Annotated in this window: 23 protein-coding genes and 2 tRNA genes; 11 read left to right on the top strand and 14 right to left on the bottom strand. The window is 70.6% G+C overall.

Features of this window, described 5'->3' with window-relative positions:
• Positions 1 to 128 precede the first annotated feature (128 nt).
• The 3 genes from LAJ50_RS13495 (at position 129) to LAJ50_RS13485 (ending at position 1,926) form a co-directional block, all read left to right on the top strand.
• Positions 129 to 395, top strand: coding sequence for a DUF2007 domain-containing protein (locus tag LAJ50_RS13495; protein ID WP_138652577.1), 267 nt, complete (start codon positions 129 to 131; stop codon positions 393 to 395).
• Between the two features lie 93 nt (positions 396 to 488).
• Positions 489 to 1,160, top strand: a complete 672-nt coding sequence (msrA, locus tag LAJ50_RS13490; protein ID WP_138652579.1) for a peptide-methionine (S)-S-oxide reductase MsrA — start codon at positions 489 to 491, stop codon at positions 1,158 to 1,160.
• Positions 1,161 to 1,284: 124 nt separating this feature from the next.
• Entirely contained in the window at positions 1,285 to 1,926 is a 642-nt protein-coding gene (locus LAJ50_RS13485) for a hypothetical protein (protein WP_138652581.1), read from the top strand.
• A 30-nt stretch (positions 1,927 to 1,956) separates the two neighbouring features.
• Here LAJ50_RS13485 and LAJ50_RS13480 read toward each other — a convergent pair whose 3' ends face one another.
• Positions 1,957 to 2,532, bottom strand: coding sequence for a type 1 glutamine amidotransferase family protein (locus LAJ50_RS13480; protein WP_138652583.1), 576 nt, complete (start codon positions 2,530 to 2,532; stop codon positions 1,957 to 1,959).
• Positions 2,533 to 2,646: 114 nt separating this feature from the next.
• On the opposite strand from LAJ50_RS13480, the gene LAJ50_RS13475 reads away from it, so the two are divergent.
• From LAJ50_RS13475 to LAJ50_RS13465, 3 genes are all read left to right on the top strand, one after another.
• On the top strand, positions 2,647 to 3,213 hold the full coding sequence (locus tag LAJ50_RS13475) for a YqgE/AlgH family protein (RefSeq protein ID WP_130549691.1): 567 nt from the start codon (positions 2,647 to 2,649) through the stop codon (positions 3,211 to 3,213).
• Between the two features lie 79 nt (positions 3,214 to 3,292).
• The gene (gene ruvX, locus LAJ50_RS13470; protein ID WP_138652585.1) at positions 3,293 to 3,742 is read left to right on the top strand and encodes a Holliday junction resolvase RuvX; all 450 of its coding nucleotides are present in this window, start codon (positions 3,293 to 3,295) and stop codon (positions 3,740 to 3,742) included.
• Between the two features lie 81 nt (positions 3,743 to 3,823).
• Entirely contained in the window at positions 3,824 to 4,765 is a 942-nt protein-coding gene (locus LAJ50_RS13465) for an aspartate carbamoyltransferase catalytic subunit (RefSeq protein WP_138652587.1), read from the top strand.
• A gap of 50 nt (positions 4,766 to 4,815) precedes the next feature.
• Here the strand turns inward: LAJ50_RS13465 and LAJ50_RS13460 are convergent, their stop codons facing one another.
• The 6 genes from LAJ50_RS13460 to LAJ50_RS13435 all read right to left on the bottom strand — a co-directional run bounded on the left by LAJ50_RS13460 (position 4,816) and on the right by LAJ50_RS13435 (position 10,989).
• Positions 4,816 to 5,472: a thiopurine S-methyltransferase gene (locus tag LAJ50_RS13460; RefSeq protein ID WP_138652589.1), complete on the bottom strand. Its 657-nt coding sequence runs from the start codon at positions 5,470 to 5,472 to the stop codon at positions 4,816 to 4,818.
• Positions 5,473 to 6,006 carry a DinB family protein gene (locus LAJ50_RS13455; protein ID WP_138652591.1) on the bottom strand — a complete coding sequence of 178 codons (534 nt, stop codon included), beginning with the start codon at positions 6,004 to 6,006 and terminating at the stop codon, positions 5,473 to 5,475.
• Positions 6,007 to 6,109: 103 nt separating this feature from the next.
• Positions 6,110 to 8,356: a DNA topoisomerase IV subunit A gene (gene parC / locus LAJ50_RS13450; RefSeq protein ID WP_138652593.1), complete on the bottom strand. Its 2,247-nt coding sequence runs from the start codon at positions 8,354 to 8,356 to the stop codon at positions 6,110 to 6,112.
• Positions 8,357 to 8,434: 78 nt separating this feature from the next.
• Positions 8,435 to 10,261: an SLC13 family permease gene (locus LAJ50_RS13445; RefSeq protein WP_138652609.1), complete on the bottom strand. Its 1,827-nt coding sequence runs from the start codon at positions 10,259 to 10,261 to the stop codon at positions 8,435 to 8,437.
• A gap of 157 nt (positions 10,262 to 10,418) precedes the next feature.
• A tRNA-Leu gene (locus tag LAJ50_RS13440) sits at positions 10,419 to 10,503 on the bottom strand.
• 401 nt (positions 10,504 to 10,904) lie between these two features.
• Positions 10,905 to 10,989 (bottom strand) — tRNA-Leu (locus LAJ50_RS13435).
• A gap of 215 nt (positions 10,990 to 11,204) precedes the next feature.
• On the opposite strand from LAJ50_RS13435, the gene rnr reads away from it, so the two are divergent.
• The 4 genes from rnr (at position 11,205) to LAJ50_RS13415 (ending at position 18,028) form a co-directional block, all read left to right on the top strand.
• Positions 11,205 to 13,631, top strand: coding sequence for a ribonuclease R (gene rnr, locus LAJ50_RS13430; RefSeq protein WP_224096321.1), 2,427 nt, complete (start codon positions 11,205 to 11,207; stop codon positions 13,629 to 13,631).
• A gap of 16 nt (positions 13,632 to 13,647) precedes the next feature.
• Positions 13,648 to 14,097 (top strand): GFA family protein, encoded by a 450-nt coding sequence (locus LAJ50_RS13425; RefSeq protein ID WP_138651847.1) that lies wholly within the window; start codon positions 13,648 to 13,650, stop codon positions 14,095 to 14,097.
• Positions 14,098 to 14,239: 142 nt separating this feature from the next.
• On the top strand, positions 14,240 to 14,986 hold the full coding sequence (gene rlmB, locus LAJ50_RS13420; RefSeq protein ID WP_138651849.1) for a 23S rRNA (guanosine(2251)-2'-O)-methyltransferase RlmB: 747 nt from the start codon (positions 14,240 to 14,242) through the stop codon (positions 14,984 to 14,986).
• Between the two features lie 36 nt (positions 14,987 to 15,022).
• Positions 15,023 to 18,028, top strand: a complete 3,006-nt coding sequence (locus LAJ50_RS13415) for a diguanylate cyclase (protein ID WP_138651851.1) — start codon at positions 15,023 to 15,025, stop codon at positions 18,026 to 18,028.
• Between the two features lie 219 nt (positions 18,029 to 18,247).
• On the opposite strand, the gene LAJ50_RS13410 is transcribed toward LAJ50_RS13415, so the two are convergent.
• Both LAJ50_RS13410 and LAJ50_RS13405 read right to left on the bottom strand, forming a co-directional pair.
• A complete protein-coding gene (locus LAJ50_RS13410; protein ID WP_138651853.1) occupies positions 18,248 to 18,754 on the bottom strand; it encodes an O-acetyl-ADP-ribose deacetylase in 507 nt (168 codons plus the stop codon).
• A gap of 47 nt (positions 18,755 to 18,801) precedes the next feature.
• Positions 18,802 to 19,344 (bottom strand): XRE family transcriptional regulator, encoded by a 543-nt coding sequence (locus LAJ50_RS13405; RefSeq protein ID WP_138651855.1) that lies wholly within the window; start codon positions 19,342 to 19,344, stop codon positions 18,802 to 18,804.
• 99 nt (positions 19,345 to 19,443) lie between these two features.
• Between LAJ50_RS13405 and rhtA the strand changes: the two genes are divergently transcribed.
• Positions 19,444 to 20,334, top strand: a complete 891-nt coding sequence (rhtA, locus tag LAJ50_RS13400) for a threonine/homoserine exporter RhtA (protein WP_224096320.1) — start codon at positions 19,444 to 19,446, stop codon at positions 20,332 to 20,334.
• 4 nt (positions 20,335 to 20,338) lie between these two features.
• Here the strand turns inward: rhtA and LAJ50_RS13395 are convergent, their stop codons facing one another.
• From LAJ50_RS13395 to pstB, 5 genes are all read right to left on the bottom strand, one after another.
• On the bottom strand, positions 20,339 to 20,680 hold the full coding sequence (locus tag LAJ50_RS13395) for a hypothetical protein (protein WP_138651859.1): 342 nt from the start codon (positions 20,678 to 20,680) through the stop codon (positions 20,339 to 20,341).
• Positions 20,677 to 21,339 carry a ribonuclease T gene (rnt, locus tag LAJ50_RS13390; protein ID WP_138651861.1) on the bottom strand — a complete coding sequence of 221 codons (663 nt, stop codon included), beginning with the start codon at positions 21,337 to 21,339 and terminating at the stop codon, positions 20,677 to 20,679. Before rnt ends, LAJ50_RS13395 begins: the two co-directional genes overlap by 4 nt.
• 116 nt (positions 21,340 to 21,455) lie before the next feature.
• A complete protein-coding gene (locus LAJ50_RS13385) occupies positions 21,456 to 21,776 on the bottom strand; it encodes an RcnB family protein (RefSeq protein WP_138651863.1) in 321 nt (106 codons plus the stop codon).
• 104 nt (positions 21,777 to 21,880) lie between these two features.
• Complete coding sequence (gene phoU / locus LAJ50_RS13380) at positions 21,881 to 22,612, bottom strand: phosphate signaling complex protein PhoU (RefSeq protein WP_130549675.1); 732 nt, start codon at positions 22,610 to 22,612, stop codon at positions 21,881 to 21,883.
• A gap of 160 nt (positions 22,613 to 22,772) precedes the next feature.
• Positions 22,773 to 23,603 (bottom strand): phosphate ABC transporter ATP-binding protein PstB, encoded by an 831-nt coding sequence (pstB, locus tag LAJ50_RS13375; RefSeq protein ID WP_138651865.1) that lies wholly within the window; start codon positions 23,601 to 23,603, stop codon positions 22,773 to 22,775.
• Position 23,604 lies beyond the last annotated feature (1 nt).

The raw sequence follows: 23,604 nt of genomic DNA, 5'->3' as shown, positions 1-23,604 counted from the left end.
TTGGCAGGACTTTCGGTAAAGCCCATTGCCGCCATGGCGGCTCCCACCGGGCGGCGGATGCATCGACGGGCCAACCGCCGCGCCGGACGTATGCTCGCCGCCAGTCCGCAGCCCTGCTGGAGGTCCGCATGCAAGTGGCCTATCGCGCCAACAACCTGTTCGATGCCCACCTGGCGCGGCATGCGCTGGAAGACGCGGGCATCCCGGCCTTCGTCTTCGGCGAATCGCTGCTGGGCGCCGGCGGCGAACTGCCGCTGTTCGGCGTGCTGCGCGTCTGCGTGCCGGACGTGGCCCTGCCGCAGGCGCGCGATGCGCTGGCGGCGGCGGGCTTGCTCGATCCCCCGGTCGACCCCATCTTTGGGGAGTTCGCCGATCCGGGCCTGTCGCCGGCTTAGGGCCAGTCCCCCCATCCTGCTTCGACGCGCTCCGCCGGGGCGCGATGACAAGCCGCGGCGGCGCCCCACCCATCCGTTGGAAGGAGGTTTCCCATGCTCGAGTCCCTCACCAGCCGTCTCGGCATCGGTGCGTTCAAGCAGCGCCTGCCGCGCGCGGAAGAAGCGCTGCCCGGCCGTCAGACGCCGCTGCCGCTGCGCAACGTGCATTTCGTCAACGGCCAGCCGCTCAAGGGCGAGTTCCCGGGCATGGAGACCATCGGCTTCGGCATGGGCTGCTTCTGGGGCGCCGAACGCAAGTTCTGGCAGCTGCCGGGCGTGGTCACCACCGCGGTGGGCTACCAGGGCGGTTTCACGCCGAACCCGACCTACGAGGAAAGCTGCACCGGCATGACCGGCCACGCCGAGGTGGTGCGGGTGGTGTTCGACCCGGCCAAGGTGTCGCTGGACGAGGTGCTGCGCACCTTCTGGGAAAACCACGATCCCACCCAGGGCATGCGCCAGGGCAATGACCGCGGCACCGAATACCGCTCGGCGATCTACTGCGAGACCCAGGCCCAGTACGACGCCGCGCTGGCCAGCCGCGACGCCTACCAGCAGCGCCTGGGCGAGGCCGGCTACGGCCAGATCACCACCGAGATCGTCTACCCGGCGCCGCCGTTCTACTACGCCGAGGACTACCACCAGCAGTACCTGGCCAAGAACCCGGCCGGCTATTGCGGACTGGGAGGCACCGGCGTGAGCTGCCCGATCGGCCTGGAGGCCTGATCGGTCCGCTGGCCGGATCGCGTGCGCGTCATCGGCCGCCCATGCCGGTGACGCGGCTCAACCGGGGCTGACCTGCGCCGCCTCGAGGCGGCGTTGGTGTCATCGAGCCCTCGAGTTCTCCGTCATGACCGCGCGCCGCCCGTACCGCCACCTCGGCTTCTTCTTCCTGGGCTTGCTGGCACTGGTCCTGGCCGGCTTCACGCCGCGTATCCCGGGCACGCCGTTCTTCGGCTATCTCGGTCGCGCGCCGGACTTCGCGGGCGTGCCGGCCGCGGTCCACTTCCACGCGCTCGTCTGCGTCGCCTGGTTTGCGCTGCTGATCGTGCAGCCCTTCCTGATCGAGGCGGGCAGGCCGCGCGTGCACCGTTGGCTGGGCTGGGCTTCCATCGCGCTGGTGGTCCTGTTCGCGGGCAGCGTCGGCTGGCTGCAGTGGCGACGATTTTCACCGGGCCTCCTGTTCGATCCGGCGTTCTTCGTGGCGTTCTACGCGCTCGCGCTGCTGTACCGGCGCCGCTTCTTCCGGCACGTCGCCTTCGTGGTCGCTGCCGCGCTGATGGTGGCCCAGCCTGGTCTGGCGCGGCTGGGGATCCACCTGGCCGGCGGCTTCGCGGGCGTGATCTACACGATGATCGCGCTGTATCTGGCGATCATCGTCTTCTGGCTGCATGCCCGCTTCGCCTATGGGCGGCCGTTGCTGCGCAGCCCGTTTCTCGTGGTCCTGGCGATGTTCATGCTGGACCACGCGCTGACCTTCGTGGTCGGTTGATTTGGGGCCGCGCTGAGCCTGTCGATCAGGTCAGTCGGCGAACTCCGCGGCGAACATCGCCTCCACGCCGGCGATGTCGTCCTCGCGCTCGGGATGCAGCAGGCGCAGGCAGGCCGTAGCGAAGCTGACCGGGCTGGTGCCTGGCGCAGTGACCACGCCGTCGGCGCTGACCACCTTCTCCTCGCGGTAGTGGGCCTGCCCGGCATAGACCGGGCCCAGGCGCTCGGTCAGGAAGGCCAGCGCATTGCTGGTATGCGGCCGCGTGTCCAGCAGCCCGGCGTAGGCCAGGGCCAGGGTGGCCCCGCAGATCGCCGCGACCGGTCGCTGGGCGGCCACGCGCTCGCGCAGCAGGCCGCTCAGGCCGGGGATCTCGCCGGCCTGCCACTGGTCCGAACCGGGCAGGATCCACAGGTCCGCCTCCAGCGGCGCCAGGTCGGACAGGGCGAACTGGGGCACGATCTGCAGGCCGCCGATGCTGGTCACCGGCTTGCCGTCGATGCTGGCGCTGAGCACGGTATCGCCGAACCAGGCCCGCGCCGCCGGCAGGACCACGCCGATCTCCCAGTCCGCCACGCCATCGACCATCACCACCGCGATCGTGCCCATTGCCGCCCGTGCTCCGTCAAAGGATTGGGGGCCGAGTGTGGCAGGCGTGTGCGGGCGCGCAAGTGACAGCGCCGGGGACGTCCTGCCGACAGGCGATGCCCTAGAATGACCGCCATGTCCCTGCTGACCGACAACCTGGCCAACCAGCTGCTGATCGCGCTCCCGGCGTTGGACGATCCGCATTTCGCGCGCAGCGTGGCGCTGATCTGCCAGCACGACGGCGATGGCGCGATGGGCGTGGTCGTCAACCGGGCCTCGGAGTACACGCTGGGCGAGGTGCTGCAGCAGATGAACCTGGAGACCACCGACGAGGCGCTGCGCAACCGCGTGGTGCTGTACGGCGGCCCGGTGCATCCCGAGCGCGGCTTCGTCCTGCATGATGGCGGCGAGGCGTGGGAGTCGACCATGCAGATCGGCGCCGGCCTGTACCTGACCACCTCGCGCGACATCCTGGAAGCCATGGCGCGCGGCGCCGGCCCGGCCCACGCCGTGGTCGCGCTGGGCTGCGCCGGCTGGGGCGCCGGGCAGCTGGAGTTCGAGCTGGGCGAGAACAGCTGGCTGACCGCGCCGGCCGATGGCGAGCTGCTGTTCGACCTGCCGCTGGACCAGCGCTGGCAGGCCGCCGGGGGCCGCATCGGCGTGGACATGACCCGCATGACGGATTACAGCGGACACGCATGAAGACGGCGGCCGGACACCGTGCCGCAGGGCGCCGCGCGATTCCGGCGGTGTCGCCTTTCCCCTTCGTTCCGGTGTGTCGATGAGGCTCGACGGCACGGTCCTGGGCTTCGACGTGGGCGCGCGCCGCATCGGCGTGGCGGTGGGCAGCGCCTTCGGCACCGGCGCGCGCGCGCTGGCCGTGGTCGATGTGCATCCGGGCGGGCCGGACTGGCCCGCCATCGACAAGCTGCGCGGTGAATGGCGCCCGGACGGCTTCGTGGTCGGCGACCCGATGACCCTGGACGGCGGCGACCAGCCGATCCGCAAGCGTGCCCATGCCTTCGCCCGCGAGCTGCGCCAGCGCTACCAGCTGCCGGTGGTGCTGGTGGACGAACGCTCCAGTTCGGTCGAGGCCGCGCAACGCTTCGCGGTCGACCGCGCGCAGGGGCGCAAGCGCAAGCGCGACGCCGCGGCGCTGGACGCGGTGGCGGCCGCGGTCATCGTCGAGCGCTGGCTGGCCGCGCCGCAGGACGCCACGCATGTGCCCTGAGCGCGTGCGCGGCGCCGATCGCCTGATTCCTTCCCGCCGCGCGCCGCGCGCGCGGCTCCCTCGCCTCACCACGAGCACACCATGAGCCAACTGGATTCCAACGGACGCCTGCTGCACCTGCTGACCCTGGAGGGCCTGCCGAAGGACACGCTGTGCCGCATCCTCGACCGCGCCGGCATGATCCGCGACACCGCGCTGGGCCGCACGCACAAGCGCGACACACTGGTCGGGCGCACGGTGTGCACGCTGTTCTTCGAGCCCTCCACGCGCACGCGCAGCTCGTTCCAGATCGCCGCCCAGCGCCTGGGCGCGGACGTGGTGAACTTCGACGCCTCGACCTCCTCGGCGCGCAAGGGCGAGACCGCGCTGGACACCCTACGCAACCTGGAGGCGATGGGCGTGCGTGGCTTCGTGGTGCGTCATCCCGACGACGGCGCCGCGCAGATGCTGGCCGCGCACGCGCACGAGGGCACCACCGTGATCAACGCCGGCGACGGCCGCGCCGCGCATCCCACCCAGGGCCTGCTGGACGTGCTGACCATCCGCCAGGCCAAGGGCCCGGACTTCTCCAAACTCAAGATCGTGATGGTCGGCGACATCAAGCATTCGCGCGTGGCGCGCTCGGACCTGCATGCGCTGCGCACGCTCGGCGCCACCGACATCACCCTGTGCGCGCCGGACACGCTGCTGCCCGGCGGCGAGGTGTGCGCCGGCTGCGGGACCACCGGCGACTTCGATGCCGCGCTGGAGGGCGCCGATGTGCTGATGATGCTGCGTCTGCAGCGCGAGCGCATGGAGGAAGGGCTGGTGACCTCGCTGGAGGACTACCACCGCGACTACGGCCTGACCGCCGCGCGCCTGAAGCGGGCCGCGCCCGAGGCGGTGGTGCTGCATCCGGGCCCGATCAACCGCGGCGTGGAGATCACCGACGAGGTGGCCGACGGCCCGCAGTCGCTGGTCCTGCGTCAGGTCGGCAACGGCGTGGCCATCCGCATGGCGGTGCTGGAGATGCTGCTGGGCTGAGACCCTCGGAGTGGCACCGCTCGCGCCTGCGGGCACGAGCGGTTGGCCGATCAGCGCCGCCGCAGCTGATAGACCGCGGTCTGCAGCGAAGTGACGCCCTCGGCGGCGAAGCGCGGCTCGTAGGCCAGGATCTCGCGCCGCGCCAGCGAAACGATCGTCCAGTGCGCGCCATAGCGCGCCTGCACCTCGTCCGCATCGACCGAGAACGGCGGACCGGCCTTCTCGTGCTGCGCGTATTCCAGGGTGATCAGCAGACCCTGGCAGCGCGCCGGCAGGCGCCCGTAGACCTCCTCCACGTAGCGCGCCCGCAGCGGTTCGGGCAGGGCGATCAGCGCGGCGCGGTCGTAGACGCCGGCGCAGTCGGCCAGCAGCCCGGCATCGACGTCGAACACGTCGCCACAGATCAGCTCGATGTCGCCGGCGGTGTAGTGGGTGCCGTAGCGGGTGACGCGCGTGTGCGGCGTCAGCCCGTGCTCGGCGAAGAACTGCGCGACCGCCAGCGGCGACAGCTCGAGGCCCAGCACGCGGTGGCCCTGCGCGGCCAGCCAGGCCAGGTCCAGCGACTTGCCGCACAGCGGCACGAACACCTGGCTGCCGGCAGGCAGCTGCAGTGACGGCCAGTGCTTCTCTAGCAGCGGCATCACCTTGTCCTGGTGAAAGCCGATCTGGTGGTCCCGCCATTTCTGAAGCCAGAAGTCCGGCTGCATTCAAAGCTCCTCGGTCGGCAGCGCGATCAGGTCGGTCACGCCCACGTCGACGCCCGCCTGGAACAGCAGCGTGCTGGCCTGGCCGCGATGATGCGTCTGGTGGTTGAAGAAATGCAGGACCAGCTGCTGCCAGGAGCGCCTGAACGTCTTGCCGGTCGTATTGCGATAGACCAGCTCGCCTTCCAGCTGCGCATTGGTGAGCGCGCCGGCCCACCGCACGATGACGGCATCCAGCGCGGCACGGTAGCGCTGCAGCCCGGCGAAGGAATCCGCCAGCTCCTGCCGGAGCGAGGTCGGCAGCGGAAAGGGCTGCAGCGCTTCGCGCAGCATCGAAGCCGCCTCCGGCTGCGCGAAGCGGTGCAGCCAGACGGTGTCGCCCACGGCGATGTGATTGAACGTGGCCTGGATGGAGCCAAAGAAGGCGCCGCGATCCTGGCGCAGCGCCGCCTCCGGCAGCTGCGCTGCGGCTTCGTACATTCGCCGGTTCATCCAGCGGTTGTAGGCGGCCATCAGGACGGCGGCGTCTGGCGTCATCACCGGGTGCTACCGAACATCCAGCCCATCACCCTTCTGCCGCGCCGCGAACAGGGTCAGTCGCAGCGACGAGGAACGCGCCGCTGCGCGCCAGAACGGTGAGCTACTGGACATCTAGCCCATCGACCTTCTGCCAGCCGCGCGGCAGCAGCATCCCGCGCGTGGCGCGCGTCCCGGTGTACAGATCCAGGTCCTTGAACGACAGGGTCATGGTGCGCGCGCCGCTGTGCACGGCCAGCGTGCCGCCGGGGCCGATGGCGGCGATGGCGACCACGCGCTCGGTGGCCAGCTTGGCCTTGGGGATGTCGATCAGCTTGTTGCCCTTGCCCTTGTCCAGCTCGGGCAGGTCGCTGGCGGCGATCGCCAGCAGGTTGCCGGCGCTGGTCACCGCGACGATGCGGTCGGTGGCCGGGTTGGCCACCAGCGCCGGCTGCAGCACCTTGGCGTTGGGCGTGAGGTTGAACATCGCCTTGCCGGCCTTGTTGCGGCTGGTGAGGTTCTCGAAGCGGGTGACGAAGCCGTAGCCGTGCGAGGAGGCCAGCACGAAGCGGGTGTCGTTCTCGCCGGAGGCCAGCGCCTGGAACGAGGCGCCCGCCGCCGGCGAGAAGCGCCCGGTCAGCGGTTCGCCGTTGCCGCGCGCCGAGGGCAGGGTGTGCACCGCGGTCGAGTAGGCGCGCCCGGTCGAATCCAGGAACGCCACCTGGTGGTTGCTGCGCGCGCGCACCGCCGCCAGCAGGCCGTCGCCATCGCGGTAGGACAGCTTGGCGGTGTCGATGTCGCCGCCCTTGGCCGCACGCACCCAGCCCTTCTCCGAGACCACCACCGTCATCGCCTCGCTGGCGACCAGCTCGGTCTCGTCCAGCGCCTGCGCGGCCTGGCGGGCGATCAGCGGCGAGCGGCGCTCGTCGCCGAACTTCTTGGCGTCGGCCAGCAGCTCGTCCTTGACCAGCTTCCTGAGCCTGGTCTTGGAATCCAGCGTGGCCATCAGCTTCTCGCGCTCCTTGGCCAGCTCGTCCTGCTCGCCGCGGATCTTCATCTCTTCCAGGCGGGCCAGCTGGCGCAGGCGGGTTTCCAGGATGTAGTCGGCCTGTTCCTCGGACAGCTTGAAGCGCGCGATCAGCGCCGGCTTGGGCTCGTCCTCGCTGCGGATGATGCGGATGACCTCATCCAGGTTGAGGAAGGCGATCAGCAGGCCTTCCAGCAGGTGCAGGCGGCGCTCGACCTTCTCCAGGCGGTGCTTGAGGCGGCGGGTGACCGTGTCGTAGCGGAAACCCAGCCATTCGCCCAGCAGCGACTTGAGGTTCTTGACCTGCGGGCGGCCGTCCAGGCCGATGATGTTGAGGTTGACCCGGTAGCTCTTCTCCAGGTCGGTGGTGGCGAACAGATGACCCATCAGCTGGTCGGCGTCGACGCGGTTGGAGCGCGGGATCAGCACCACGCGCACCGGGTTCTCGTGGTCGGACTCGTCGCGGATGTCCTCCAGCCAGGGCAGCTTCTTGGCGCGCATCTGCGCGGCGATCTGCTCGATCACCTTGGACGGGGAGACCTGGTAGGGCAGGGCGGTCACCACGATGTTGGCGTGCTCGCGGGTGAAGGTCGCCCGGGCGCGCACGCTGCCGTTGCCGGTCTCGTACATCGCGCGCAGGTCGGCCGGGGCGGTGATGATCTCGGCGGTCGTCGGGTAGTCCGGGCCGCGCACGTGCTCGCACAGGTCGGCCACGGTCGCGTCGGGGTCGTCGATCAGGCGGATCAGCGCGCTGACGATCTCGTTGAGGTTGTGCGGCGGCACGTCGGTGGCCATGCCCACGGCGATGCCGGTGGTGCCGTTGAGCAGCAGGTGCGGCAGGCGCGCCGGCAGCCAGGTCGGTTCCTCCAGGGTGCCGTCGAAGTTGGGCGACCAGTCGGTGGTGCCCTGGCCCAGCTCGCCCAGCAGCACCTCGGCGATCGGGGTGAGCTTGGACTCGGTGTAGCGCATGGCCGCGAACGACTTGGGATCGTCGGACGAGCCGAAGTTGCCCTGGCCGTCGATCAGCGGATAGCGGTAGGAGAACGGCTGGGCCATCAGCACCAGCGCCTCGTAGCAGGCCGAATCGCCGTGCGGGTGGTACTTGCCGATGACATCGCCGACGGTGCGCGCCGACTTCTTCGGCTTGGCGGCGGCGCCCAGGCCGAGCTCGCTCATCGAATAGATGATGCGGCGCTGGACCGGCTTGAGCCCGTCGCCGATGAAGGGCAGGGCACGGTCCAGGACCACGTACATCGAGTAGTCCAGGTAGGCGCGCTCGGCGTACTCGCGCAGCGGGATCTGTTCGAATCCGTGGAAGGTGGGGCGGATGGCGTCGTCGGTCATGCGGCACTGCGGTTGAGGTGAACCCGCCGATTTTAGCCCCCCGCCCGTCGCAACGCCCGCGACACGGCGCGCCGGCCTTCAGCCACCCCAGCCGAACGGCAGCAGCGGCCCGCCCAGCCACATCCAGCGCGCCATCCAGGCCGTGGCCAGGGCGATCAGCGCGGTCAGGGGCGCGCCCACGCGCAGGAAGTCGCCGAAGGTGTACTGGCCCGGGTTGAGGATCAGCAGGTTGCCGTGGTGGCCGATCGGGGTCAGGAACGAGGCCACCGCGCCCATGGCGATGCAGATCACGAACGGCGTCTGCGGCTCGCCCAGCGCCTGGGCCATCGCCAGGGCGATGGGCGTGAGCAGCACGGTGGTGGCCGCGTCGGAGAGGATCTGGGTCAGCAGCGCGGCGCCGGCGAACATCACCAGCAGCAGGGTCAGCGCGCTCCAGTGCGCGGCATGGCGGCCGAGGATGTCGGCGAACCAGGCGGCCGTGCCGGTCTTCTCCATCGCCATCCCCAGCGGAATCACGCCGGCGATCATCACGTAGATGCGCACATCGATTTCCTCGTAGGCGCGGTCCACGCCCACGCAGCGGGTGACGACCATGGCCACCGCGCCGGCCAGGAAGGCGATCTGCGGGCTGAGCCAGCCGCTGGCCGCGGCGGCCACCGAGGCCACCATGATCGCCAGGGCCAGCGGCGCGCGCCGGCGGCTGCGCTGGTGCGCCTCGAACGGCATCAGCATCAGGAAGCCATGGTGCTGGGCCAGCTTGCCGAAGGTGTTCTGGCGGCCCCACAGCACCAGCAGGTCGCCTTCCTCGAGCGCCACCTCGGACAGCTCGCCGTGCAGCCAGCCCTCCTTGCGCCACAGGCCGACCACCACCACGCCCAGGGTGTGCAGGAAGTCGATGCTGGCCACGCTGCGACCGACGAACTCCGAATGCGGCGCCACCACCGCCTGCACCAGCTGCTCCTCGCCCAGCAGCTCGGTCTTGCGCGCATCGTCGCGCGGCTGCTCCCCGTACTTGACCACCGCATGCAGCGACAGGCCGGGCTCGTCCTTGATCGAGGCGATCTCGTCGGGCGAGGCGCGCACCAGCAGCACGTCGCCGCGCTGCAGCGGGCTGTCGGCGCGCTGCCGGGGCCGGCGCACGCCGTGGCGCAGCCAGTTCACCACCTGCAGGCGCTCGCCGAAGTGCGTGCGGAACGCCTCGTAGGACTGGCCGATCCACGGCGAGTCCTCGTCCACCACCAGCTCGGTGTAATAGCGCTCCAGGCGCATGTAGCTGTCGCTGCCGGACTCGCCGCTGCGCTTGGGCACCAGCCAGCGGCCCAGCAGCATGTAGACGGTGCCCAGCAGCACCAGCACCGCGCCGATCGGGGTGATGGCGAAGAACCCCAGCCCGTCCTGGCCCGAGCGCTTGAGCAGGTCGTTGGCCAGCAGGAAGGCCGGCGCGCTGATCAGGGTCAGCGTGGTGCCCAGCGAGGCGGCCAGCGACATCGGCATCAGCAGGCGCGACGCCGCCAGCTTCTGCTCGCGCGCCAGCCGCATCAGGATCGGCAGCATCATCGCGGTGACCATCAGATGGTGCGAGAACGCGGCCAGCGCCGCGGTGGCCGGCATCACCACCGCGATGGTGCGCCACTCGCTGCCGCCGGCGGCCCGGCCGATCGCCTGGCCGATGCGGTCGGTGATCCCGGTCGCGGCCAGGCCCGCCGAGAGCACGAAGACCGCCGCCACGATGATCGCCGGCTCGCTGGAGAAGCCCGACAGCGCCTCGCGCGGGTTGAGGATGCCGGTCAGGGTCAGGGCCAGCATGGCCAGCATGGCCACCAGGTCCACGCGCAGCTTCTCGCTGACGAACAGCGCCAGCGTCACCGCCAGGATGACCAGGAAGAGCAGCTGCTGAGGTTCCAGTGGCACGCGATGGCTCCGGGAGGAAGGCGCGCGCCAGCTTAAGCCGGGGCTCCATGCGCACGGTGTATGCGCCTGGACCTGAAGCGGCGCGCCGCGACGGCAACAAAAAACCCCGCGTTGGCGGGGTTTGATGTGTGGCAGTGGCCTGCCGATCCGTTGGTGCCCAGGAGAGGACTCGAACCTCCACGGTTTTACCCGCTAGTACCTGAAACTAGTGCGTCTACCAATTCCGCCACCTGGGCAACGGGGCGCGCATTCTGCGGTCAGGGCGGGGGGCGCGTCAACAGGTTCGGCGCATCACGCCACGCGCGTGGGCAGGAAGATCGGAAAGTCGCTTCGCCGAAGTCCGTGAGCGCAGACGCTTTGATGAGCGTGCGGGGCGGGTGAGCGCACTTCGCCAGCCGGCCTGGGCCCGGGCAGGCGCAACTCCTCGGCTCGGTCCGCCACCCAGGGTTGACTCTAGGGTAGGGCCGATTGACCGGCTTCCACCGGGTTCGGCGAGCACTACGCGCGCCCGCCTGCCCGACCGCTGCCCACGAAGCCAGAAGGCCAGTGCACCACGCTCCCTCGCCGCCCAGGAGAAGCGCAACAAAAAACCCCGCGTTGGCGGGGTTTGATGTGTGGCAGTGGCCTGCCGATCCGTTGGTGCCCAGGAGAGGACTCGAACCTCCACGGTTTTACCCGCTAGTACCTGAAACTAGTGCGTCTACCAATTCCGCCACCTGGGCAACGGGGCGCGTATGGTGCGGTGAACGGCGAGGATTGTCAACGCAACGGCCCACACCGCGCCGGTGGGCGCGGGCCGGCGGTGTACCATGCACCCATGACCAAAAAAACTGGATCGGGCGGACGCAACCCCCCATCGGGCAAGGCTCCGCCTTCCAAATCACGCACCGCCTCCGGCGGCGGAAAGAAGCCCGCCGGCAAGTCGCTCCCCCCCTGGATGCCACAACTGCCAGACGCGCCCGCCCCGGCGCGCTCGGGCAAGGGCGCGTCCGGCGGCCGGCGCGGCGGCGGCGATGAGCGCCAGCGCGATGCCGGCCCGCGTCCCTTCGAACGTCGCCCGCGCGGTCCGCGCGTGGTGGTGCCCGCGCAGGGCGCGGGCCAGGCCGGCTTCGTCGACCCGCACGCCGCGCGCGAGGCCGAGCGCTACGCCCAGCCCATCGCCAGCCGCGAAGTGATCCTGGGCACGCTGGCCGCCAGCGAAGGCCCGCTGACCGCCGAGGAAGTGGCCGCCAAGCTCGACCTGACCGCGCCGGACCGCTTCGAGGCGCTGGGCAAGCGGCTCAATGCGATGGTCCGCGACGGCCAGCTGCTGCTCAACCGCCGTGGCGGCTATGCCCCGGCCGAGCAGATGGACCTGGTGCCGGGCGTGGTGATCGCCAATCCGGAAGGATTCGGCTTCCTGCGGCCCGAGGCGGGCGGCGACGACCTGTTCCTGCCCCCGTTTGAGATGCGCAAGGTCATGCACGGCGACCGTGTCCTGGCCAGCGTCACCGGCATGGACCGCCGCGGCCGCCGCGAGGGTGCGATCGTGGAAGTGCTCGAGCGCCGGGTGAACCGGCTGATCGGCCGCTTCGCGCTGGAGGCGGGCGTGAGCTTCGTGGTGCCCGACGACAAACGCATGCAGCGCAACGTGCTGATCCCGCCGGACGCGCGCGGCGAGGCACGCGACGGCCAGCTGGTGGTGTGCGAGCTGACCCACGCGCCGGACGGACGCCGCGAACCGATCGGCAGGATCATCGCCGTGCTCGGCGACAAGCTCACCCCCTCGCTGGTGGTGGAGACCGCCATCCACGGCCACGAGCTGCCCTACGAATTCCCGCAGGCGGTGCTGGACGAGGCCGCCGCGGTGCCGCTGAAGGTCGAGCCGTCGATGATCGGCGGGCGCGTGGACCTGCGCGACATGCCGCTGGTGACCATCGACGGCGCCGACGCCAAGGACTTCGACGACGCGGTCTACTGCGAGTCCAACCGCAAGGGCCTTCGCATCAGCAACCGCTCTGGCTACCGGCTGGTGGTGGCCATCGCCGACGTGTCGCACTACGTGCGTCCCGGCACGCCGCTGGACGAGGAGGCGCAGCTGCGCGCGACCTCGGTGTACTTCCCCGGGTTCGTGGTGCCGATGCTGCCGGAGACCCTGTCCAACGGCATCTGCTCGCTCAATCCCAACGTGGACCGCATGTGCTTCGTGTGCGACATGCAGGTCAACAAGGAGGGCGAGGTCACCGAGTCGAAGTTCTACGAGGCGGTGATGCGCTCGCACGCGCGCCTGACCTACGACCAGGTGTGGAAGGCGGTGGGCGAGGACGATGCTGAGGCGCAGGCCCAGATCGGCCCAGCCATCCTGCCGCACGTGCAGCGCCTGCACGCGCTGTACGGCCTGCTGGCCAAGGCGCGGCAGAAGCGCGGCGCGATCGAGTTCGAGACCAGCGAAGTGCGCTTCGTCCTGGACAACAAGGGCGAGGTCACCCAGGCCGGCATGCAGGTGCGCAACGACGCGCACAAGCTGATCGAGGAATGCATGATCGCGGCCAACGTGCAGGCCGCGCGCTATCTGCTGGCCAAGGGCGTGCCGGCGCCGTACCGCGTGCACGAGCGTCCGCCGGAGTCCAAGTACGCCGACCTGCTGGAGTTCCTCAAGGAGTTCAAGCTGTCCATGCCGCCGTGGAGCAAGGTCGAGCCGCGCGATTTCACCGCGCTGCTGCACAAGATCCGCCAGCGCCCGGACGTGGCGCTGCTGGAGTCGGTGGTGCTGCGCAGCCAGAGCCTGGCGGTGTACACGCCGGACAACGCCGGCCACTTCGGCCTGGCGCTGGATGCGTACGCGCATTTCACCTCGCCCATCCGCCGCTACCCGGATCTGCTGGTGCACCGGGCGATCAAGCACGCGCTCAGCGGCAAGCCGGTGGAGAAGTTCCAGTACAGCCCGCGCGAGATGGCCGCGCTGTCGCTGCAGTGCTCCGAACGCGCGCGCCGCGCCGACGAGGCCGAGCGCGAGGTCGACGAGCGCTACCGCGCCGCGTGGATGGAACAGCACGTCGGCGGCATTTTCGACGGCGTGATCAGCGGGGTGACCAGCTTCGGCCTGTTCGTCGAGCTCAACCAGTCCAAGGTCAACGGCCTGGTGCACGTGACCCAGCTGCCGCACGACTATTACCACTTCGATCCGATCCGCAAGACGCTCTCCGGCGAGCGCCGCGGCATGGAGTTCCGCCTGGGCGATGCGGTCCAGGTGCAGGTCATGAAGGCCAGCATGGAGGAGCGCAAGATCGACTTCCGGCTGGTGGAGCAGCGCCAGGACGGGGCCGCCGCGGACGAGCAGCCGCCGCGCGCGTTCCCGGCCAAGCGCAAGAAGCAGAAGTACTGAGCGGGGGCGGCGGGCGATGGGCGAGTACAGCGGCGGGTGTCAGTGCGGTGCGGTGCGCTTCCACGTCAGCGGCACGCTGGAGGACGCCTCGATCTGCCACTGCCGCATGTGCCAGAAGGCCTTCGGTGCGTATTACGCGCCGCTGGTGTCCACGCGCGGCGCCACCCTGACCTGGACGCGGGGGCAGCCCACGCGCTTTGCCTCCTCCAACCTGGTGGAACGCGGCTTCTGCAACCAGTGCGGCACGCCGCTGACCTACGAGGCGCCCGATGGCGTGGCGCTGGCGGCCGGCGCGTTCGACACCCCGGCGCTATTCCCGCCGCGCATCCAGTACGGCGTGGAAGGTCGGCTGCCGTTCGTCGATGCGCTGCATGGACTGCCGACGCGTCGCACCGAACAGGACGCCGAGTCGCTGGAGTTCCTGTCGCGCATCGTCTCGTTCCAGCATCCTGACCGCGATCTCTGACCTGACGGGCCAGGGATCCGGATCCAGGAGTACACGCGGGGGCTGATGGCCTCCCTGCATCGCGCCACCGCATCGCCCCGTTCCAGAGCCGCAAGCCCCGCGTCCCGTCCCAAGCAAGCCGATTCCTCAAGACGTTCCCCCCATGAGCAAACAGAACCAATGGATCGTCGGCGTCAACGCCGTCGCCTCGGCCATCGACAACGACGCCGACCACGTGCGCGAAGTGCTGATCGATGGCGGCAGCAAGAACGCGCGCCTGATCGAAATCGAGGAGAACGCGCGCCGCAAGGGCATCGACGTGCGCCGGGTCACCACCCAGGCGCTGGACGGCGTCGGCGGCCAGGTGCGCCACCAGGGCGTGGCCGCGCGTTACGCCGCCGCGCGCACCTGGGACGAGGGCGAGCTGCCCGGCCTGATCGAGGGGGCTCAGGGCCGCGCGCTGCTGCTGGTGCTCGACGGCGTGCAGGACCCCCACAACCTCGGCGCCTGCCTGCGCAGCGCGGCCGCGGCCGGGGTCACGGCGGTGGTCATCCCCAAGGACAAGTCGGTCGGCCTGAACGCCACCGTGCGCAAGACCTCGGCCGGTGCCGCCGACCGCATCCCGGTGATCGCCGTGACCAACCTGGCGCGCACGCTGCGCGAGATCCAGAAGGCCGGCGTGTGGATCTACGGCCTGGCCGGCGAGGCGGAGAACTCGCTGTACGCACTGGACCTGACCGGCAATGTCGCGCTGGTGCTCGGCGGCGAGGGCGACGGCATGCGCCGGCTCACGCGCGAGCACTGCGACGGGCTGGTGAAGATCCCGATGCCGGGCGACATCGAAAGCCTCAACGTCTCGGTCGCCACCGGCGTGACCCTGTTCGAGGCCGTGCGCCAGCGCGGCGCCTGAGGCGGACAAGGGGGACCACGTGCGGGCGGGGGGCGCATGAGGCGGACGCATCGGCATGGCGCCGGCTGGCCACGGGCGTGGGCGCTGCTCGTGCTGGGCCTCCTGCTCTCGGCGCTGGCCGGGCCGGTGCCGGCCGCCGCGCCGATCGCACCGGCGCCGCCGCTGCGCGACTACGCCATCGACCTGTGGACCTCGCGCGAGGGGCTACCGCACAACTCGATCCGCGACATCGCCCAGACGCCCGATGGCTACCTGTGGTTCGGCACCTGGGAAGGCCTGACCCGCTACAACGGCCTGGACTTCACCACCTTCGACCGCGGCACCCGGCCGGCGCTGGCCGACAACGGCATCGGCGCCCTGTACGTGGCCCCGGACGGCGCGCTGTGGCTGAGCGATTCGCGCGGCAACATCAGCCGCTACGGCAGCGATGGCACCTTCAAGATCTGGCCGCGTCCGGCCGACGCGCCCGAGGTGCTGCTGCCGGCGATGACCATGGACCGCCACGGCCGGCTGTGGATGCTGTTCGAGGGCCGCGGCCTGGCCTGCCTGGAACCGGACGGCCGCTATCGCTATGAGACGCCGGGGCCGGATTCGCCGCTGCGCACGGCTTACGCGCACCTGGCCATCGATGCCCAGGACCGCGTCCTGGTGGGCAGCACCGAGGGCCTGCTGCGCCGCGATCAGGACGGCACCCTGCACAACGTGTCCCGCGAGGCCGGCCTGCCGGCCGGCGCGGCCTGGCCCTACCTGGCGCCGGACGGCGCGCTGTGGGTGGTCGCGCAGGACCATCTGTACCGGATGGAAGGCCAGCGCCTGGTGCTGCGCCATGTCTTGCCCCGCGTCGGGCGCCCCAGTTCGATGGTGCAGGACCGGCGCGGCGAGCTGTGGCTCGGCACCGAGAGCGGCGAGGTGCTGCGCATCGGCCGCAACGGCGTGGAGACCCTGACCTCGGCCTGGCCGCTGCCGGGCGGGCGCATCACCAGCCTGAAGGAGGACGCCGAGGGCAGCCTCTGGATCGGCGCCAACGGCGGCCTGTTCCGCCTGCACGAGACCCTGTTCTCCAACATCACCAAGCGCCACGGCCTGGACTCGGACTACGTGCGCGCGCTGCTGGAGGACGGCGAGGGCGCGATGTGGGTGGGCCATCCGCTGGGGCTGCAGCGGATCGAGGCCGATCGCCGTGTGACCTCCGTGGCCCTGCCCACGCAGACCGGCAAGCCGCCCTCGGTGCTGAGCCTGGCGCGCCAGCGCGACGGCACGCTGTGGGTGGGCACGGCCAGCGACGGGGTGTACCGCGTGCCGGTCCACGGCGCGATCGCGCGCTACGGCACCGAGCAGGGCGTGCCGCAGGGCACGGTGCGGGCGATCAGCGTGGGCGCGGACGATGTGGTGTGGCTGGCCACCCAGCGCGGCCTGGCCTACATCGACGGCGCACGCGCGGTGCGCCCGCAGGTGGCCGGCCTGCCCAGCGGCCTGATCACCGCGGTCCACAGCGAGCCCGGGGCGGTCTGGATGGGCACGCTGGAAGGCGCGCTGGTGCTGCGCGGCACGCAGGTGCGGGCGCTGCCGGTGGGCGCCATGGGCGGCGCGCGCACGGTGTTCGGCTTCACCCGCCTGGGCGATGCGATGTGGATCGCCACCGACCGCGGCCTGTATCGCGAGCGCAACGGCGCCCTGGCGCGCGTGGGCCGCGAGCAGGGCGTGCCGGTGGACACGGTGTTCGAACTGAAGCCCGACCACGCCGGTCGCCTGTGGATCACCAGCAACCGCGGCGTGCTGTACACCAGCCTGGCGAGCCTGGACCGCGTCGCCGACGGCCTGCAGCCGCGCGTGCTGATGACCAGCTTCAACGAGATGGACGGGATGGCCAATTCGCAGGCCAACGGCAGCTCGGGGCCGACCGAGGTGGTGCGCGGCGACGGCACGGTGTGGATCGCCACGGCCGGCGGCGTGAGCATCGTCGATCCCGCGCGCATGCAGTGGTTCCGCGACCGGCCCGCGCCGCCGGTGGTGATCGACGATGTCCAGCGCGACGGCGCGCCCCTGGCCTGGCGCACCGAGCGGCCGCTGCGGCTCAACGGCGACCAGCGCCTGACGGTCAGCTACGTCGGCCTGAGCTATCTGATGCCCGAGCGCACCGAGTACCGCACCCGCCTCGACGGCCTGGACAGCGACTGGGTGCGCCGCGGCCACCAGCGCAGCATCGAACTGGCGCGGCTGCCGCCTGGCGACTACACCTTGCGCGTCTCGGCCGCGCATCCGGACGGCGCCTGGAGCGATCCGCCCGCGGTGCTGCGCTTCACCGTCGATCCCCTCCTGTGGCAGCGCCACGATGTGCAGTTCGCGGCGACGGCGCTGCTGGTGCTGGCCCTGTTCGGTCTGTACCGCTATCGCATGCACCGCTACCGGCATCGCACCGCGCGCCTGGCCGGGCTGGTCGATGCGCGCACGCGCGACCTGCAGGCCCAGGCGCAGCGCCTGCGCCAGGCCGACGAGGAAAAGACCGACCTGCTGCAGCAGATGCGCGTGCAGGCCGAGGCCTTCGAGCGCCAGGCGCGCGAGGACATGCTGACCGGCCTGCCCAACCGCCGCGCGTTCGAGGAGCGGCTGGCGCAGGAAATGGCCCGTGCCCGGCGCAGCGGGCAGCCGCTGTGCCTGGCGATGCTCGACGTGGACCACTTCAAGCGCGTCAACGACCAGCACTCGCATACGGTCGGCGATGCGGTCCTGCGCGAAGTCGGGCGGCTGCTGGCCGCGCAGCAGCGCGAGGCCGACATGGCCGCGCGCAGCGGCGGCGAGGAGTTCTGCCTGCTGTTCACGGACACCACGCTGGAACAGGCCGCGCGCGCCTGCGAGCGGCTGCGCGGGTTGTTCCACGCGCGCCGCGACTGGGGCGGGGTCGCCGGCCTGGCCATCACCTTCAGCGCCGGCCTGGTGATGCTGGAGCCGGGCGACGCCGCGCCGGCCGCGCTGTACCAGCGCGCCGACCGCCTGCTGTACCGCGCCAAGCGCAATGGCCGCGACCGGATCGAGCACGATTGAGCGCTGGGGGGCGCGTGCGCTCGGCATTCCCGCGAAGGCGGGAACCCAGCGACCTGGGGCTCCTCGCGCGAAAGTCCCTGGATTCCCGTTTGCGCGGGAATGACGAGATCTTGTCGGGCGTGTGGGTCCGAGGCCGCAGGGCAGTGGATGCCTTTCAGGGTCGAGCTTGGCGAGCTCAGGTCTTGCCGGTCTGGTGCCAGGCCCGCGCCGTGACAGGCGTCAGCGCAGCAGCGCTTCGTACAGCGCCAGGTCCTCCTGCGAGAAGCAGCAGAACAGCACCTCGCGCAGGCCTGGATACGCGACCGCCTCGGCGCGCACGGTCTCCACGGCGATCTTCGCCGCAGGCGCCGGCGGGAAGCCGTAGATGCCGGTGCTGATGCAGGGAAAGGCGAGACTGGCCACGCCGCGTTCGCCAGCCAGGCGCAGGCTGTTGCGGTAGCAGTCGGCCAGCAGCGCCGCCTCGCCGTGCTCGCCGCCGCGCCAGACCGGCCCGACGGTGTGGATCACGTAGCGCGCCGGCAGGCGATAGCCGGCGGTGATGCGCGCCTGCCCGGTCTGGCAGCCGCCGAGCAGCCGGCACTCTGCCACCAGTTCCGGCCCGGCGGCGCGATGGATGGCGCCATCGACACCGCCACCGCCGAGCAGGCTGCTGTTGGCGGCATTGACGATGGCATCGACCTGGAGCGTGGTGATGTCGGCGCGCAGGGCACGGAGTTGAGCGGGCATGGGAGCAGCCTGCCACGGCGCGCGTGGCCTGGATGCGAAGACGGCCGTCAGTACACCACGTTGCGCACCAGCCGCAGCGGTGCGTCGCCGTCGTTGCGGTAGGCGTAGTCGCCGGCATCGCTGGCGAACACCAGGTGTTCGCCAGCGGCGAACTGGCGCAGGCCGTGGACGCTCTCCAGCGTCAGCGTGCCTTCGATCACCAGCAGCAGCTCGCGCCAGCCGGCCGGATCGGCCTGCGAGGCATAGCGCTCGCCCGGCATCAGCGTCCATTGCCACAGTTCGACCTGATGGCCCGCCGGCACGCTGGACAGCATCACGCCGCGCGAGGCGGGGTCGCGTCCGCGCCAGGCCAGCGCATCCACACGCGTCGGGTCGTCGATCGCCGCGGATTTGAGCAGGTCGGCGAACTGCACCCCCAGCGACGCGGCCAAGCGGTCCAGGGTGTTGAGGCTGACGTTGGCATCGCCCGATTCGATCGCCACCAGCATGCGCCGGCTGACCTGGGCGGCCTCGGCCAGGGCCTGCTGGCTCAGGCCGGCCTGCTGGCGCAGTCGGCGCAGATTGCCGGCCACATGTTCGAGCACGCTCATCGTGACTCCGTCCGGTTGCGCACTATATTGCGCGTCATTAGACTGACCATCCTGCGCAATATAGTGCGCAGGCTCGCGCTCATCCACTACAGGCTCTTCGTGTCCACCTCGTCCCCCTCGCTGAAGTCCTCGGTGCTGTTCCCGGTGCTGCTGTTGCTGGCCTCGATGGTGTCCATCCAGGCCGGCGCGAGCCTGGCCAAGACGCTGTTCCCGGCGGTCGGCGCCACCGGCGCGACCGCGCTGCGGCTCGGCTTCGGCACGGTGCTGCTGTGGATCGCCTTCCGGCCCTGGACGCTGCCCTGGCGCGCGCTGCCGTGGAAGATGCTGGTCGGCTACGGCGTGTCGCTGGGCACGATGAACACCCTGTTCTATCTCGCCCTGCAGACCGTGCCGCTGGGCCTGGCGGTGGCGCTGGAGTTCACCGGGCCGCTGGCGCTGGCGCTGCTGGGCTCGCGCCGCGCGCTGGATCTGCTGTGGGCGCTGTTGGCCGCGCTCGGCCTGGCGCTGCTGGTGCCGTGGCCGGGCCGCGACGCGGCGCTGGACCCGTTCGGCGTGGCTTGCGCGGTCGGCGCCGGCGTGTGCTGGGCGCTGTACATCGTCTTCGGTCAGAAGGCCGGCGCCGGGCATGGCCCGCGCATGGTCGCATTGGGGTCGTCCATCGCCGCGGTGGTGGCCGTGCCCTGGGGCGTGATCCACGCCGGCAGCGGGCTGCTGGCGCCGGCGCTGCTGCCGGCGGCGCTGGGCGTGGCGCTGCTGTCGATGGCGCTGCCGTATTCGCTGGAGATGATGGCGCTCACCCGTCTGCCCACGCGCACCTTCGGCATGCTGATGAGCCTGGAACCGGCCGTCGGCGCGCTGTGCGGCCTGGCTTTCCTGCACGAGCGCCTGTCGGGCCTGCAGTGGCTGGCGATCGCCGCGGTGATCGTGGCCTCGGCCGGCGCCACGCTGGGCGCCCGGACCCCGCCACCGGCGGCGCGGCTGCCGGACTAGGCACTCAGGCGCGACGCCGCCGGATCCCTTGCGCCAGTTCCCAGGCGCGGCCGCGCAACGCGTCGAAGCGCTCATTGAGGTCGGCGTAGCCCGGTTTCCAGGCAAAGCGTCCGTCCTGGTACGACTGGCCGAGGATCAGGTCGTTGAACGATCCCATGCCGCCGTAGGCACCAAGCAGGTCGTCCGCGCCGCGATCGTCGCCTTGCGCCAGGCGGGATTTCGCGCGCCGCATCCACGCGCTCCAGTGGGTATCGCCGTCCTGTTCCAGCACCTGGATCAAGGCGTCCAGCACATCGATGATCGGCTGCAGCGAGGCGTCAGCCGGCGGCGGGACTTCGCGCGTCATGATTCGGACGCGGCTTGCGTCCGCGGCCACTGGTTGGCGATGTTGCAGAACAGCCGCGCGGTCTGCTCGACGTCGTAGACAGCCGAATGCGCCTCCTCGGCGTTCCAGTGCATGCCGGCCGCCTGCACCGCGCGCGCCAGCACCGTCTGCCCGTAGGCCAGCCCGCCCAGGGTCACCGTGTCGAACACGCTGAAGGGATGGAACGGATTGCGCTTGTGCTGGGTGCGCGCCACCGCGGCGTTGAGGAAATGCAGGTCGAAATGCGCGTTGTGCCCGACCAGGATCGCGCGCTGGCAGTTGTGCTTCTTCACCGCCGCGCGCACGGGCGCGAAGATGTGGTCCAGCGCCTCCTTCTCCGGCTTGGCCAGGCGGAAGGGATGGTCGAGCACGATGCCGGTGATCTCCAGCGACTTGGGGTCGATCTCCAGCCCCGGCGCCGGCTCCAGGTGCACGCAGGCGGTCTCGCCCAGGACGAAGCGGCCGGTCTCGTCCAGGTCCAGCGGCACGGCGGCGATTTCCAGCAGCGCGTGGCGGTTCCAGTCGAAGCCGCCGGTCTCCACGTCCACCACCACCGGCAGGAAGCCGCGGAAGCGGCGCGCCATGGGCGTGAACGAAGCGGCGGACGGGGCGGGGGAAGGGGGAACGGGGGCGTCTTGCATCGCGAAAGCCTAGCAGACCGGCCTCGCGCGTCCGCCCGCGCCCGGCGCTCGCGACCATGAAAAAGGACGCGCCGTCGCCGGCGCGTCCGTTTCGATCGCCGCATGAGGCCAGCGGGTCAGTGACTGGCCGCGATCACGCTGGTGATGATGCCCGTGGCCACGGCCACCAGCACATAGTCGTTGTCGACGCGGCGCCACTGGTGACCGCGCGGCGGCGGAGGCAGGTGGTGGATGCGGTAGTCGCGGACGTAGACGCCGCGGTGATCGTGGCGCAGATGCTCGCCACGGCTCCAGTGATGCGGACCATCACGACGGTGCGCCGGCGGCGGCGGGCCGCGGCGGTCGTCATGGCGATCGCCATGATGCTGCGGAGCGGCCATCGCGGTGCCGCTCGCCGCCAGCGACAGGGCCAGGAAGAGGGTGGACAAGCGTTTCATGGCGTTCTCCTCTGCAGGGGGGCCCGGGTCTCCGGGCTCGCGTGCAGCCTGCGCTGGCGAATATGAACACGCTAAAAATTTTCGTTACGCCCCGCACTCGGGAGTCAGGATTGCGAAAACCCGCCGGACGGGATATTGGTCGTCGAGGTCTCGTCGCGCTTGTCGCGCGGCGGCAGCGGATGATCGCCCTGCACCAGGAACCACACGTTCTCGGCGATGTTGGTCGCATGGTCGCCGATGCGCTCGAGGTTCTTGGCCATGAACAGCAGATGCGTGCACGAGGTGATGTTGCGCGGGTCTTCCATCATGTAGGTCAGCAGTTCGCGGAACAGCGAGGTGTACATCGCGTCCAGTTCGGCGTCGCGGTCGCGCACGTCCAGCGCCAGCTGCGCGTCCTGGTCGCGGTAGGCGGCCATGGCATCGCGCACCAGTTCGGCGGCCAGCTGGCCCAGCGAGCGCAGGCCGGTGGCGTGCGGCACCGGCGGCAGCATGTTCAGCGCCATCGAGCGCTTGGCCACGTTGGAGGCGTAGTCGCCGATGCGCTCGATGTCGTTGGGGATGCGCAGCGCGGCCAGGATCACGCGCAGATCGCGCGCCATCGGACCGCGCAGGGCCAGCTGCATCACGTCGTGGCTGACCTTGTCCTCCAGCGTGTCGATGGCCTCGTCGTTGGCGATGATGCGCTCGGCGGCGCGGTCGTCGCGGCGCTCGACCACGTCCAGCGCCGCTTCCAGCTGGGCCACGGCGATCTCGCCCATGTGCAGGATCTCGGCCGCGATGCGGCGCTGCTCTTCGTCGTAGCTCTTGACGATGTGGTCGTGCGGGAAGTTGTTCATGGGCGCGGGAAGTGAGGGGAGAGTGTGGGGAGCCAGGAACGGGCGGCGGAAAACGAGAAACGAGGGGCGCGACGAAGGGGCGAGCGCGACGGGGCGTGTGGATCAGCGGGAGGGCGGCACATCCCCGCGTCGACCCGTTCCTCGCGTCTCGCTCCTGGCTTCAACCGAACCGCCCGGTGATGTAGTCCTCGGTCTGCTGCTTGGACGGACGCGAGAAGATGATCGAGGTGGCATCGTGTTCGATCAGATCGCCCAGGTACATGAAGGCGGTGTAGTCGCTCACGCGCGCGGCCTGCTGCATGTTGTGGGTGACGATGGCGATGGTGTAGTCCTGCTTGAGCTCTTCGACCAGCTGCTCGATGCGGCTGGTGGAGATCGGGTCCAGCGCCGAGGTCGGCTCGTCCAGCAGCAGCACGCTGGGACGCAGCGCCACGGCGCGGGCGATGCACAGGCGCTGCTGCTGGCCACCGGACAGCCCGAGCGCGCTCTGGCCCAGCTTGTCCTTCACCTCGTCCCACAGCGCACCCTGGCGCAGGGCCTGCTCGACGCGATCGTTCATGTCGGCCTTGGACAGCTTCTCGTGGTGGCGGATGCCGTAGGCGACGTTCTCGAAGATGGTCATCGGGAACGGCACCGGCTTCTGGAACACCATGCCGACCTTGCTGCGCAGGCGGTTCATCGGATACCTGGGCGAGAGGATGTCCTCGCCGTCCAGCAGCACCTCGCCGGTGGCGCGCAGCTTGGGATAGAGCGCGTAGATGCGGTTGAAGATGCGCAGCAGCGTGGACTTGCCGCAGCCCGAGGGACCGATCAGCGCGGTCACGCGCTTCTCCGGGATCTGCAGGTTGATGCCCTTGAGCGCGTGGAAGTTGCCGTAGTAGAAGTCCAGGCCGCGGGCTTCGAGCTTGACCTCGGCCGGCGGCAGCGCGCCGCGCTCGGTGGTGACCGGGGTCAGGCGCGGGGCGGGCGAGGCGTGCTGCACATCGTTCATG

Source organism: Pseudoxanthomonas sp. X-1 (genome assembly GCF_020042665.1).
GTDB lineage: Bacteria > Pseudomonadota > Gammaproteobacteria > Xanthomonadales > Xanthomonadaceae > Pseudoxanthomonas_A > Pseudoxanthomonas_A spadix_A.
Note: the sequence above shows the minus strand (reverse complement) of the source record. Positions and strands in the feature narration are given on the sequence as shown.